This window comes from Iodidimonas muriae (genome assembly GCF_014647255.1).
GTDB classification, from domain to species: Bacteria; Pseudomonadota; Alphaproteobacteria; order Sphingomonadales; family Rhodothalassiaceae; genus Iodidimonas; species Iodidimonas muriae.
The window spans coordinates 25,530-39,141 of sequence record NZ_BMOV01000007.1 but is presented as its reverse complement, the minus strand read 5'-3'; the positions used below and the strand labels follow the sequence as shown (position 1 = coordinate 39,141).

General features: G+C 54.4%; 9 protein-coding genes. 4 read left to right on the top strand and 5 right to left on the bottom strand.

Going from position 1 to position 13,612, the window contains the following annotated elements; all coding sequences use genetic code 11:
* The 5 genes from IEX96_RS10200 to IEX96_RS10180 all read right to left on the bottom strand — a co-directional run bounded on the left by IEX96_RS10200 (position 1) and on the right by IEX96_RS10180 (position 8,217).
* Positions 1-3,360, bottom strand: coding sequence for a PAS domain-containing hybrid sensor histidine kinase/response regulator (locus IEX96_RS10200; protein WP_150005513.1), 3,360 nt, complete (start codon positions 3,358-3,360; stop codon positions 1-3).
* Between the two features lie 77 nt (positions 3,361-3,437).
* Positions 3,438-5,213 carry a sodium:solute symporter family protein gene (locus IEX96_RS10195; protein ID WP_150005514.1) on the bottom strand — a complete coding sequence of 592 codons (1,776 nt, stop codon included), beginning with the start codon at positions 5,211-5,213 and terminating at the stop codon, positions 3,438-3,440.
* A gap of 11 nt (positions 5,214-5,224) precedes the next feature.
* A complete protein-coding gene (locus IEX96_RS10190; protein ID WP_229773667.1) occupies positions 5,225-5,536 on the bottom strand; it encodes a DUF4212 domain-containing protein in 312 nt (103 codons plus the stop codon).
* A 120-nt stretch (positions 5,537-5,656) separates the two neighbouring features.
* Entirely contained in the window at positions 5,657-6,349 is a 693-nt protein-coding gene (locus tag IEX96_RS10185) for an exonuclease domain-containing protein (protein WP_150005515.1), read from the bottom strand.
* Positions 6,346-8,217 carry a DUF294 nucleotidyltransferase-like domain-containing protein gene (locus tag IEX96_RS10180; RefSeq protein ID WP_150005516.1) on the bottom strand — a complete coding sequence of 624 codons (1,872 nt, stop codon included), beginning with the start codon at positions 8,215-8,217 and terminating at the stop codon, positions 6,346-6,348. Before IEX96_RS10180 ends, IEX96_RS10185 begins: the two co-directional genes overlap by 4 nt.
* Positions 8,218-8,487: 270 nt before the next feature.
* Here IEX96_RS10180 and IEX96_RS10175 point away from each other — a divergent pair, with 270 nt between their 5' ends.
* The 4 genes from IEX96_RS10175 to IEX96_RS10160 all read left to right on the top strand — a co-directional run bounded on the left by IEX96_RS10175 (position 8,488) and on the right by IEX96_RS10160 (position 13,594).
* Positions 8,488-9,489 (top strand): YeiH family protein, encoded by a 1,002-nt coding sequence (locus tag IEX96_RS10175; RefSeq protein ID WP_229773666.1) that lies wholly within the window; start codon positions 8,488-8,490, stop codon positions 9,487-9,489.
* 49 nt (positions 9,490-9,538) lie between these two features.
* Positions 9,539-11,023, top strand: coding sequence for a glycerol-3-phosphate dehydrogenase (gene glpD / locus IEX96_RS10170; RefSeq protein ID WP_229773665.1), 1,485 nt, complete (start codon positions 9,539-9,541; stop codon positions 11,021-11,023).
* 198 nt (positions 11,024-11,221) lie between these two features.
* The gene (locus IEX96_RS10165; RefSeq protein WP_188873910.1) at positions 11,222-12,700 is read left to right on the top strand and encodes a SulP family inorganic anion transporter; all 1,479 of its coding nucleotides are present in this window, start codon (positions 11,222-11,224) and stop codon (positions 12,698-12,700) included.
* Between the two features lie 27 nt (positions 12,701-12,727).
* Entirely contained in the window at positions 12,728-13,594 is an 867-nt protein-coding gene (locus tag IEX96_RS10160) for a universal stress protein (protein ID WP_150005518.1), read from the top strand.
* The last annotated feature ends 18 nt before the right edge of the window (positions 13,595-13,612 follow it).

Below are 13,612 nucleotides of genomic sequence, written 5' to 3'. Positions count from 1 at the left end.
TCAGGCTTTTCTGAATGTTTGGCTCACCAGTGCACGAAGAGCCGCGGGCGGCACGGGCTTGAGCAAACGCTCCACGGATAACCGGATCGCCGCATCTTTTGTCCGGCCCGTATCCTCTGCGGTTACCAATATACCGGCCGGGCGCTGGCCCCAGTTTTTACAAAGTTTTTCAAAAAGCTGATCGCCGGTCCAGCCATCATCCAATTGATAATCAAAAATAACCAATTCAGGCGGTGTTGGAAAAGCGCTAAGGGCTTGCTCGGGCGATAAGGCTGTCCGGATATCGCAACCCCAGCCTTCCAACAGGGCGGACAGGCTATCCAATGCACTTTGATCATTATCGATATAGAGCACGGTTTTGTTCACCAGATCGGACGTGCGCGATTGGCGTGCTTTGGGGGCTTCCCTGTCATCTATTTTTGGTTGTCCCTGTTTGAGGGAGAGCGAGAAACGGCTTCCCTCCCCAAGAGCCGAGACCACCGTAATCTCGGTTTCGAGCAAGCGGGCAATCCGCTGGGATATGGACAAACCCAATCCCGCGCCTTCCCTTTTGGTTTGGGTGCCGACTTGCTGGAATTCTTCAAAAATACGTTGATGGTGCTTGGGATCGATGCCGGGTCCCGTATCGTCGATCCGAATATGCGCTTTGCCGGACTCGTTTTCCACCCCAAGTGAAACCGATCCCGTTTCGGTATAACGCACAGCATTGGAAACCAGATTCTGGAGAACGCTCAGGAGCAGATTACGGTCCGTTTCAACCCAGATATCCGTCATCTGCACATTCAGGGTGAGCCCCTTTTTCTGGGTGGCCCGGTAAAATTCCGAACGCAGATCATCGAATATGGGGGCCAATGGGAAAATGGTAATTTCAGGTTGCAGACCGCCCCCATCCAGCTTGGATATGTCAAGCAAGGCGCGTAACAGTCGGTCCGCCATTTCAATGGACCGGTCAATATCGTTCGCCAGCTTTTTCGCCTTGGGCAGTTTGTTCCCGATTTCTTCATGGAGAGCCGATGTGAAGAGTCTTGCGGCGTTCAGTGGCTGGACGAGATCATGGCTGGCGGCTGCCAGAAAACGGGTTTTCGAGCGGGTTGCCTTTTCCAGCGCACTATTCACTTCGGTCAGCTGTCGGGTGCGTTCGGCAACCTTTGCCTCCAATGCCCGCCCGGAGCGCCGGTCTGCGGTGATATCGGTATAGCTGGTCACATAACCGCCGGTTGCGGTCGGGTTTCCCAATATACGCAATATCCGGCCATCTGCCTGTTCGCGCTCCTGGCCATGTTTACGGCCAGCCCGCATATGATTGAGCCGTTTCGAGACTTCCGCTTCTATTTGATTTTCATCCAAACCGTTGCGGCGCAAATTGTGGCCGATCAGGTCAGCAATCGAACGCCCGACGACGATCAGATCAGCGCTCAGATCAAACATCTCCACATAGCGGCTGTTCCAGGCCACCAGCCGCATATCATTGTCGACAACGGCAACGCCCTGATCGATATTCTCGATCGCCGTTTGCAATAATTCTCCGCTAAACTGCAAGCGTTGCGACGTTTCATCAAACATTGCAACAACTTGTTCCAATGGTATGGGGTCGCCTTCCATGGTGGACCCGATAATCGCCCTTGCCGATGATGCACCAAGCACGCCGGAAAGCTGCCGTTCGACCATTTCGATCAGGGCATCATCTGCAACATCCAAATCGGTGTAGGTGCGGCCATTAAGCTGCGCACCGAGCTGCTTCATCGCGGCGCGACTGCGCTCGTCCCCTACAAATTGCCGCAATAGCAGACGATAATCCGCCACACGCATTTTTTTCAGCGCACGGTCGCTGCCAATCGTACGATATTCCATGCTGACAAAGGCGGCCGACTGCGCCTTGTCGATGATATTGGCCTGTGTGTTTATGGAGACGATGATATAGGCGGCGATATTAAGGGACAGGCTGATAATCACAGCCGATACCAGCATATCATCGGCAATCTGGAAAACCGGATATGTGTCCAGATAGGTTGGTATGATCAATAGGGCCAGCCAGGCGGCAAATCCCAATGAAAGCCCCGCATTGACCCCTTTTCGATTGCCCGTTTTCCAGAACAGTCCGCCAATAAGCGCCGGAGCGAATTGCGACACGGCTGCAAAAGAGATGATGCCTACGCCTGCCAGTGTCTCGGTGCTGTCGATCGTGCGGGAATAAAGATAGGCGAAGAACAGCACACCGATGATGGTCAGACGCCGGATCCATAGCAGCGATTGGCTTAATCTGGCGTGATTGATCCGGCGGCGGTAGAAGAGCGGAATAATCAGGTCATTGGTGATCATGCCGGAAAGCGCCACGGTGGTCACAATCACCATGCCGGTGGCCGCCGAAAATCCGCCAATGAAGACCAGTATGGCCAGCCAATCGGCCCCTGTGCTTAGCGGAAGGGCAAGCATCAGCATATCGGGGCTTGTCTGGCCCGCCGATAATATCGATGTCCCGCCAATGGTTATCGGGAAAACAACAAGGGCAATGACAACAAGATAGGCTGGAAAGACAAAGCGCATCAGCCGGTCGGGGCGATCTTTTTGTGCCTCGACGATCGTCATATGGAATTGCCGCGGCAAACATAAGGCCGCACAGGCAGATATGAACGTCAATACGACAAAGCGGGCATCAAACTGCTCCACTTTGAAAATCTCGCCAAAGCTGCGTGCAGTATTGATTTGTGCGGTATCTGTTCCCGCTAGTATGAGAATCACGAACATGGTGATAGCGAGCAGGGCGAACATTTTCACAATGGCCTCGACCGCAATGGTAAGCACCAGCCCCCTGTTATGTTGGGTAAGATCAACCTGCCGGGCACCGAACAATATGGCGAACATGGCCATGACAACGGCCACGCCCAACACCACACCTTCGGAATGGATCACCCCACCAATATTGGGTGAGAGCGCCGACAAGGTCTGGCCGACGGATTTTAATTGCAAGGCGACATAGGGCAAAATTCCGATGGTGGCGATGATCGTGATCAGAGCGGCCACCGAACCGCTTTTGCCGTATCGGGTCGATAGAAAGTCGGCGATCGAGGTGGTGTGCTGCGCTTTGCCCAGTTGCAAGATGCGTGAGACCAGACCATAGCCGATGGTGAACAATAAGATCGGCCCCAGATAGATTGGCAGAAAATGCCAGCCATTGGACACGGCGGTTCCCACGGCGCTGTAGAATGTCCAACTGGTGCAATAAACACCGAGAGAAAGCCCGTAAATGCACGATTGTGCACGCGGCCCCAAAGGAAAGCGCCCACTATCTCCCTTTAGCGCAAGCCAGAAGAGGCCAGCGGCATAGAGCACCGAAGTGGTGAGCGCGATCCACAAGATCATTTTGTTCTCCCCACTTCTTTTTAAGCAAAAAAAAGGGCAACGCCAAGCGCTGCCCTTTTTCCCGATATGTTAGAGCTCTAGTGCACAGACGCATCTCCGGCACCGCGTGGGACGCGGATCGAGTCGATCATCTTGAGCACTTCCAGTGGCGGTGAGGCTGTCATTTTCGATACACCAATTGCGACAGCGAAATTGATGATCATCCCTATGACCCCAACACCCTCTGGAGAGATACCAAACAGCCAATTGGCGGCAATATTGGTTTCCGGAGAGATCAGCTTGAAATAGGCGATGTAGGAGAAGGTAAACACCAGCCCGCTGATCATGCCGGCAATCGCGCCTTCCTTGTTCATGGATTTCCAAAAGATCCCCATGAAGATGGCCGGGAAGAGCGATGCTGCCGCCAGACCAAAGGCAAAGGCCACCACCTGAGCCACCCAGCCCGGAGGATAGATGCCGAGATACCCCGCCACGACGATGGCCGCCGTTGCTGCAATACGCGCAGCCATCAGCTCGCCTTTTTCGGTAATTTTCGGACGGAAGGTTTGCTTTAGCAAATCATGGCTGATCGAGGATGAAATCACCAACAACAAACCTGCTGCTGTCGATAGCGCTGCGGCCAGGCCACCGGCTGCCACCAAAGCGATGACCCAACCGGGAAGATTCGCAATTTCCGGATTGGCGAGCACCATGATGTCCTTATCGACATAGACCTCATTCTCGCTTGCTGTATTGATCTCGTTGGCAATCAAGCGTTCTCCGCTTTTGCCGGTTTCGCCGGTAAAGTCGGGGCTGCCGGCAAAGGCATCGCCGGACCGGTATTCCATCTTGCCATCGTCATTTTTATCGACCCAGGCAATCAGGTCATTGGTTTCCCAGTTTTTGAACCATTCCGGCGCTTCTGCATAGGCGGTCTGATCGACCGTTTCGACGAAGTTGATCCGCGCAAATGCGCCAATCGCAGGGGCCGTGGTATAAAGCAGCGCAATGAAGATCAGGGCCCAGCCTGCCGATTTACGGGCATCCGATGCCTTGGGAACGGTGAAAAACCGTACAATCACATGCGGCAACCCAGCGGTGCCGACCATCAAAGCGGCCGTGATGCAGAACACATCGATCATTGATTTGGAGCCATCGGTATAGGCACCAAAGCCCATATCCTGGAGCACCAGATCAAGTTTTTGCAGCACGTATAATCCAGAGCCATCATTGACCGTCGATCCCAGCCCCAATTGGGGGATCGGATTGCCGGTAATCAGAAAGCTGATGAAAAATGCGGGCACCATATAGGCAAAGATAAGCACGCAATATTGTGCGACCTGCGTATAGGTGACGCCCTTCATCCCGCCGAGCACAGCGTAAAAGAATACGATCGCCATTCCGATGATCACGCCAAGGGTAATCGGTACATCGAGAAAGCGGGAAAAGACGATCCCGACACCGCGCATCTGCCCTGCGATATAGGTGAAACTGATAAAGATCAGGCAGATAACCGCAACCACGCGCGCTGTTTTTGAATAATACCGTGTGCCGATAAAATCGGGCACCGTAAATTGCCCGAATTTGCGCAGATAGGGCGCAAGCAAGAGCGCCAGCACCACATAGCCGCCGGTCCAGCCCATCAAATAGACCGAGCCATCATAACCGGCGAAGGCGATGATCCCCGCCATCGAGATAAAGCTGGCCGCCGACATCCAGTCAGCCGCCGTTGCCATACCATTAAAGATCGGGTGTACCCCGCCGCCAGCAATATAAAATTCTTTGGTTGATCCGGCCCGCGTCCATATCGCAATGCCGATATAGAGAGAGAAAGAGAGGCCGACGAAAAGATAGATTAATGTTTGCGTGCTCATGTCAGCGTCCCTCAATCATCGAGATCATATTTGCGTTCGATCCTCTTCATTTTCCAAGTGTAGTAGAAAATGAGAAGGACGAAGACGTAGATGGATCCCTGTTGGGCAAACCAGAAGCCCAGAGGGTAACCGCCAAGCGAGAACTGATCGAGAAAGCCGCGGAACAGGATGCCTGCGCCGAATGAGACGACGAACCAGACCGCCATGAGTGTCCAAAGCAGCCTAATATTTTCTGACCAATAGGCCTTTTCATTTGCATTGGTTTCATTGCCCTGGTCCGGATGACCATTCGGTTCCGGCATGGGTGTGTCATTGTCCGTCATGCGATCCTCCCCTATCTTGCTTCACATCATGGCCGGGTTCTGGCCAGTCTCTTATGAGGCTAAAGAGGATAGAGAAATTTCATAGAGCGACTTTCGTCTAATATGCGCATGAAGAAGGCTTTAGCCCTTCATAAGAACGTCTTTGAGCAACAGATTTTCAACTTTGCGGCGCGCGCATTGGGCAAGAAACAATTCACCACAAGCAATGGCATCGGTCAGGCCATCATGGGCGCGGTATGAAGGGAGACCATATTGCGCGCGCAATTTGCCCAGACGCAGGCCATCGGCTGTTCGCTGTTTCGGGAACCACCGTTTCTCAAGGTGCATGGTGCAAATAAACCGCCCGACAAAGGGAACGCCAAAATTGCGCAAACAGGCGGTATTCAGAAATGCATGCTCGACCGCTGCCCCATGAGCAACGATCGCAGATCCTTTTAGCGTTTCCAGCAGCAAGGCCAGAACATCTGCTTCCTGTTGTCCTTTTGCTGCGGCATCGTCGGTAATGCGGTGAATGATGACAGCGGCTTCCTGTAACCGGCTTCCTGCCTGAATTCGGAGCTGCTGCGCCGTTTTCAGCTTTACCGCCCGATCAATGATGCGTACCCAGCCGGCTTCCAGCAACTGGGCGTCTTTTTTCAGCCCGTCACTTTCAAAATCAAGCGCCACCAGCGGCGTGTCATCAAGCAACATGTCCTCTGGCAATAGGGCATCATAATAATGGTCCATGGGCGTGGATTTTGCCGCCTTTTTTGCGCGCTCCCAATGCTGCGCAAAATGCTTTTTATAAAACCAGTTTTGCCAATCCAGCTTCACTGGATTCCACCCGCATATGTGCGACTGATTCTGTCCATATGATTACGGATTATGCGGAATGCATCTTTCAGATGCTCCCGCTCGAACCGGGACAGTGACGTGGGGGAAAGATTGTTTGTGAGGGGCTCGCCGCGTTTGATCTGATTGGATTGGTGCCGAAAGCGGACGCTGTGGATAAATTCAAAGCAATCAATGAGGTTAGAGGCTTCTTCCGGACCCAGACTTCCCCGCTCGACCGCCATTTTCAGGCGCTCTTTGCTGTTCACATCTGCCAGTCCAAGCGCGAGCGCATAAACGCGGGCAATGTCCACCACCGGTGCGATGGCCTGATGCTTCAGATCAAGCACATGGCCTTCCTTTTCATCATGTTGCAAAAGGAAATTGCGGAAAAACCCCAAGGGGACTTTTGTGTTCGATGCTGCCCGCGCGATGAAAGACAGAAAAATCCTGTTTGCGCTGCTCCATTCAAAAATTTGGGCACGGAGAATATCCACAAGCCCCTCTTCACCGGCCACACACCGCATGTCGAAGAAAATCGTGGTGTTGAGGACATTTTCGGGATCGGGTTTTTCGATCCAGTTGCGGTAACGGTCTTTCCAGACGGCCAGCGGTTGCCGCCATTTCTCGTTGGTCGCCATAATATCGCCGGGGCAATAGATATAGCCTGCACTGTTCAGCCCGTCGCACAAAAGGGTCGCAAGCTGCTCGAAATAGGGCGCGTGCTCGGCAGGATTATAGCGATCATCAAGAACAAAGCCGTTGTCCTGATCTGATCCGCCCGCTTGTTCTTGGCGGGCAAGCGATCCGAAAACAACAAGAGCATAAGGAACCGGAGGCGGCCCCAATTGGTCTTCCGCCAATTTGAGCAACTGACGATGGGTTGTCTCTCCGATATTGGAAACGAAGCGCGCGATATGATCGGCATCAACGCCGGATTCGATCAAATTGGTTAAAACCGCTCCCACGCGCTGGGCCGCTATGGCGACAGTGGCGGCATCGGGGGCTGCTTTAATCTCTGCCACCACCTGAAGGGCATTCATGCCGAAGCGATTGAGCAGATCGCTGGAGCTGATCACACCGACAATCTGGTTTGCACTATCGACAATGGGAAAATGGTGGATATTTTTCTGGGACATAACGAGCATCGCAGACAGCAAGCCATCGTCCAATGTCATCGTGATCGGATCGGGTGTCATCACGCTGGACACCGGCTCGTCCAAAGGAATTTCCTGACCCAGGACACGGCGGCGCAGATCCTTGTCTGTCATTATCCCCACCAGCTTGCCCTGATGGGTTATCGGTAAAGTGGAAACATCCGCTTGCGCCATCCGCTTTGCCGCATCACGGATCGTGTCGTTCGGGCTTGCGGTCACCACGTCCTTGCGGCGTAGCAGGGTTTCAAGCTTCACCGCAATCATTCCCGCATCGCCATAGCCATTTTCCGTCCGGTGCAGACCTTCCACCGCCCGGTGCAGCCGTTCGGCATCGTCTTTGGCGAAAAATATCCTTAGTGATTCATGATGTTTCAGCCATTTCAGGAAATCCTCTTTGGGAAGCTGATAGATCAGGCAATCTTCCAGAGCGATCACCTTATTGCGGGTGAGTTCATGGTGCAGGAGCGATAAATATCCAAAGACACCGCCTTCGCCCAATCGGTGATTGAGGTCCGTTCCGCCCAATCGCAGCTCGACCGCGCCAGATCGCACGATACTCAATGCCCGGTTTTCTTTACCGACATCAATAATCACCGTTCCGCGCGGAAAATAGCGCACCTCGATTTTGCGGGCGAGGGAGGCGATATGATCCGCCGACTGGGCATCAAAGGGCGCATGTCGTTTTAGAAAAGAAATGACTTCATCAATTTCCACGGAAGCCTCCTTGGGCGACAGTGTATCGTAAAGAGAAACCCTTGGCCAAAGCCATGACCAACATCAAAAAATCATAACCATATTCTCGTTTGGGCCCTGAACAGGGATCACGCTATTCTGACGTCCGGCATTGAGGAGGCTCCTTATTTATAATGAGCGTGTGCGGCGCAGCTTTGGCCTTGAGAAAAAACGATTTTATCGTCAGTCTGTGGGACTGTTGGGGGCAAGAGGACATGGCCACCCCAGAAAACAACCGGAAGGGGTGAATGGATGAAACTGGCGGGCGCGATGGGCGGGGGCGTGGATCGCTTCAAACAGCTTTTGCCCGGTTTGGCTCTGTGTTTCACCATTGCGGCGGCGGCGACCTTTTTATCCGAGCATTATGGCGCGCCGGTGATGTTGTTTGCCTTGTTGTTGGGCATGGCCTTCCATTTTCTGGCAGAAGATGGAAAATGCATTGCCGGAATTGATTTTACGGCCAAACGGCTGTTGCGTATCGGTGTGGCGCTTTTGGGCGCACGGGTAACGGCGGGGCAGATCACCAGCCTTGGCATTGCTCCGGTGATCACTGTGCCGGTTCTGGTGCTTGGCACCATTCTTTTTGGCCTGGTGTTTTCGCGGCTGATGGGGCGCAGCCTGCGCTTGGGTATTCTCACCGGTGGGGCGGTGGCGATTTGCGGGGCGTCTGCAGCCTTGGCCATTGCCGCCGTGTTACCTCCAAAAGACAGCGAGCAAGACACGCTGTTTACGGTGATTGCGGTGACGACGCTTTCTACCATGGCCATGATCGTTTATCCGATCCTGTTTGCGGCATTGGGGCTGTCGGATACCGATATGGGGATTTTGCTGGGGGCGACCATCCATGATGTGGCCCAAGTGGTGGGGGCGGGCTATGCGGTTTCCGAAGAAGCCGGCGATGTGGCAACTTATGTGAAGATGTTGCGTGTCAGCCTGTTGCCGATTGTGGTTCTGGCCATTGCCTTTGCCTATCGCAATCAAGGCACCGGCCGCAGGGGGCGCATGGCTGTTCCGGGGTTTGCCATTGCCTTTGGCGTGATTTTAGCCTTGAACAGCCTTGGATTCGTGCCCGTTGTTCTGGCTGAAACCATGACAGAAGCATCGCGCTGGCTGCTTGTGGCGGCTATCGCAGCACTTGGGGTGAAAACCTCGATCAAGGCCATGACAGCATTGGGCGCGCGCCATCTAGCGTTGGTGGTGGGGCAAACGGTGTTCCTTATGGGATGTGCCATCGGGGCTGTAGTCTGGATCTAGAATTATTTCCAAGCGGCTGAATGAAGGGCGGAGAAGGATGAACAAATCCATGGAGACTGTTGACCTTCTTGTGGTGGGGGGCGGTGTCAATGGCGCGGGCATCGCTGCCGATGCTGCCCGGCGGGGTTTGTCGGTGTTGTTGTGCGAGCAAGACGATCTGGCCAGTGCCACATCATCTTCCAGTTCCAAGTTGATTCATGGCGGCATCCGCTATCTGGAGCACTATGATTTCGGGCTTGTGGCCAAATCCCTGCGCGAGCGTGAAGTGCTTTTGAAGGCCGCCCCGCACATCATCTGGCCCATGCGCTTTCGCTTGCCACATCTGCCGTCTTTGCGTCCGGCATGGATGATCCGTATCGGCTTGTTTCTTTATGACCATCTGGCGCGGCGGGCGACACTTCCCGGCTCGAAAGGGCTGCGCTTTGGGCCTGATAGCCCCTTGAAGCCAGAGATCAAAAAGGGCTTTGAATATTCCGATTGCTGGGTGGATGATGCACGGCTTGTGGTGCTGAATGCGATGGCCGCCCGTGAACACGGGGCCACCATCCTGACCCGGACCCGTTGCGTGCAGGCCGTGCGGCAAGGCGATCTGTGGCAAGCGGTGCTGCATGATCAGGCGCACGACACCAAAACCGAGATTCAGGCACGGGCTATGGTCAATGCTGCCGGTCCTTGGGTGCAAAGTTTTATCGAAGATAGTTTGCACCAAACACCGCCCAAACATATCCGTCTGGTAAAGGGCAGCCATATTGTGGTGCCGCGTCTGTTTGAGGGGGCGCAATGCTATATCCTGCAAAATGATGATGGACGGGTGATCTTCGCCATCCCCTATGAAGGGATGTTCACCTTGATTGGAACCACCGATCAGGAAATCTTTTGCTGCCCGGAAGACGCCGCCATCGACGATACGGAACGGAGCTATCTGATCGGGGTGGTCAACCGCTATTTTAAAAAGCAAATGGCGGTTTCCGATATCGTGTGGAGCTATAGCGGCGTGCGGCCCTTGCTGGATGATGAGAGCGACAATCCATCGGCGGTGACGCGGGAATATTATCTGGCTTTTGAACATGACGATGGGGCGCCGGCATTATTGTCGGTGTTTGGCGGCAAGATCACCACCTATCGCGAATTATCCAGCACGGCAGTGGACATGCTGGAGGCTCTATTTCCCAATTTGCCAGAGTCTTCCACCGCCACCGCTTTGCTTCCCGGTGGGGATTTTGAAACACAGGCCATATTGCGTGCCGAAATCGAAGAGCGCTGCCCGTGGCTGCCTGCGGATGTCGCGCAGCGCTATGTGCGCAGTTATGGCACGCTTGTTTGGCGGTTTCTGGGCGATAAATCCGCCTTGTCTGATATGGGCCGCGATTTCGGTGCCGGGCTTTATGAGGCGGAAGTCGTTTATCTGCGGTCAGAGGAATGGGCCGTTACGGCAGAAGACATCTTATGGCGCAGAACCAAGCGGGGCCTGTTTATGAGTGATGCGGAAAAAGCAGAGCTTGCGCTATGGCTGGCCAGCCAAGCGGCCATGTGACGCAATCTTGAAGGGTGGTCCTTGGGGATAAGAAATTCGTCCTTGCGTTTTTGGCCGCAAGCGCCTAGGGAAGCGGGCTGCACGGGTTATGTTGCAGTGCAATATCTTTAGCATGCCGCCCATATGACGCACCCCTTTCGGGGTGCTTTTTTCATAAAGCGCGCATGAACAGATCATCATATGGAACAAGAGACGCTTATGCTGGATCGCCTGAAGGCAGATTGGTTCGATAATATTCGCGCAGATAGTCTTGCCGGGCTGGTGGTGGCTTTGGCCCTGATTCCTGAAGCCATTGCCTTTTCCATCATTGCCGGTGTGGACCCGAAGGTGGGGCTTTATGCCTCTTTCTGTATCGCCGTTGTGATCGCTTTTGCCGGCGGGCGTCCGGGGATGATCTCTGCCGCCACCGGGGCTATGGCTTTGGTGATGGTGGATCTGGTGGCGGATCACGGACTGCAATATCTGCTGGCGGCCACGATTCTGACGGGCGTTATCCAGATTGTTTTCGGTGCCTTGAAGCTGGGCGGTTATATGAAATTCGTCTCCCGTTCGGTGATGACGGGCTTTGTGAATGCGCTGGCCATTCTGATTTTCATGGCGCAATTGCCCGAACTGATTGATGTGCCGCCCATGACCTATATTTTATTGGCTGCCGGATTGGGCATTATCTATCTGTTTCCTTATCTGACGCGGGCTGTGCCATCGCCTTTGGTGTGTATCATCGTCATCACCGGTTTTGTAGCGGTGATGGGCCTTGATGTGCGCACAGTGGGCGATATGGGGGAATTGCCCGATAGCTTGCCGGTCTTTTTGCTGCCCGATATTCCGCTTGATTGGGAAACCGTGCAGATCATTCTTCCCGTATCGCTGACATTGGCAGTGGTGGGCTTGCTGGAATCCTTGATGACCGCCAGCATTGTGGATGAATTTACCGACACCGGCAGCGATAAAAACCGTGAAGCGGCGGGGCAGGGCATTGCCAATATCGTTTCCGGACTTTTTGGCGGCATGGCCGGCTGTGCGATGATCGGCCAATCGGTGATCAATGTAAAATCCGGTGGGCGCGGGCGTCTTTCTACGCTTGTGGCCGGCGTGTTCTTGCTGATTCTGATCCTGCTTTTGGGGGATTGGGTGCGCCGTATTCCCATGGCGGCCTTGGTTGCGGTGATGATCATGGTTTCTATCGGCACCTTTTCCTGGTCGTCATTCCGGAATTTGCGGGTGCATCCCAAAAGCTCCAGCCTTGTGATGCTGACAACGGTGGCGGTTGTGGTGGCGACCCATGATCTGGCAAAGGGTGTTATGGCCGGTGTGTTGATGTCGGCGCTGTTTTTTGCCCGCAAGGTATCGCGCTTGTTTCATGTGACTTCGCTGCTTGATGCCGATGGTCGCCATCGCCGCTATAAGGTGACAGGACAGGTGTTTTTCGCCTCTGCTGACAGTTTTCAAAAAGCCTTTGATTTTACCGAAGTGCTGGAACGGGTGACCATTGATCTGACTGGCGCCCATATGTGGGATTTGAGCGGGGTCGCCGCGCTTGATAAGGTGGTCTTGAAATTCCGCCGTGAAGGCACCGATGTGTCGGTTGTCGGGCTGAATGAGGCCAGCACAACGCTGGTGGATAGTTTGGCGGTGCATGATAAGCCCGGTGTCGCCGACGACCTTTCTGCCCATTGAAGCTCATAAGCCGGTGAGATCCATCCTATGACAAACCAGACCCCCCATATCATCGCCTGCACCGACGGATCAGGCTATGCCACCAGCGTTTACGACCATGCCGCATGGGCATCAAGGCGGATCGAGGCGGGGGTCGAGGCGCTCCATGTTCTGGATCAAAAGCGTCCGGCATCAGGCAGCGTGGATTTCAGTGGTGCCATGCGGGTGGACGAGCGTGAAGACTTGCTTACCCATCTGGCGGATCTGGACGCGGCACAGGCAAAAGTGGCGCAAATACAGGGCCGGGCCATTCTCGATCATGCGGTTCAGTATTTGCGTGACAAGGGTGTGGCGGATGTTCAAAGCACTCTGCGCCACGGCACCTTGGTGGAAGCCCTGCACGATCTGGAGGCGCATACGCGGTTGATTGTGATCGGCAAGCGCGGCCATTCTGCCGATTTCGATCATCTTCATCTGGGGGGAAAGCTGGAACGGGTTATTCGCGCCAGCGCCCGTCCGGTTCTGGTGGCCTCGCGCGCTTTCAAGCCCATCAAACGGGTGCTGATTGCCTATGATGGCAGCCCCAGCGCGGAAAAGGCCATCAGCCATGCCATTGAAAAGCCCTTGCTGAAGGGCTTGTCTGTGCATCTTTTGATGGTGGGCGCCAATACGGACGCGCACCTGTCCTCTTTGCACGCCGCACAGGAAAAGCTGAAGGCTGCCGGAGTGAATGTGGCGGCCAGTCTTGAAGCGGGTGATGCGGAAACGGTCATTTCCAAAACCGTAGCCAAGGATGGCATCGACCTTCTGGTGGTGGGGGCTTATGGCCATTCCCGCGTGCGCCAATTGATCGTCGGCTCGACCACCACAGCGTTGATCCGCACTTGTCTCGTACCGCTTTTGATGTTCCGCTAGGCGAACGCGCTCTTCGAT

Bases quoted from the DNA above. Each gene is read 5' to 3' on its own strand.
- IEX96_RS10160 (WP_150005518.1), top strand. From the start codon at position 12,728: ATGACAAACCAGACCCCCCATATCATCGCCTGCACCGACGGATCAGGC.
- IEX96_RS10190 (WP_229773667.1), bottom strand. From the start codon at position 5,536: ATGACGGACAATGACACACCCATGCCGGAACCGAATGGTCATCCGGAC.
- IEX96_RS10195 (WP_150005514.1), bottom strand. From the start codon at position 5,213: ATGAGCACGCAAACATTAATCTATCTTTTCGTCGGCCTCTCTTTCTCT.
- glpD (WP_229773665.1), top strand. From the start codon at position 9,539: ATGGAGACTGTTGACCTTCTTGTGGTGGGGGGCGGTGTCAATGGCGCG.
- IEX96_RS10165 (WP_188873910.1), top strand. From the start codon at position 11,222: ATGCTGGATCGCCTGAAGGCAGATTGGTTCGATAATATTCGCGCAGAT.
- IEX96_RS10175 (WP_229773666.1), top strand. From the start codon at position 8,488: ATGAAACTGGCGGGCGCGATGGGCGGGGGCGTGGATCGCTTCAAACAG.
- IEX96_RS10200 (WP_150005513.1), bottom strand. From the start codon at position 3,360: ATGATCTTGTGGATCGCGCTCACCACTTCGGTGCTCTATGCCGCTGGC.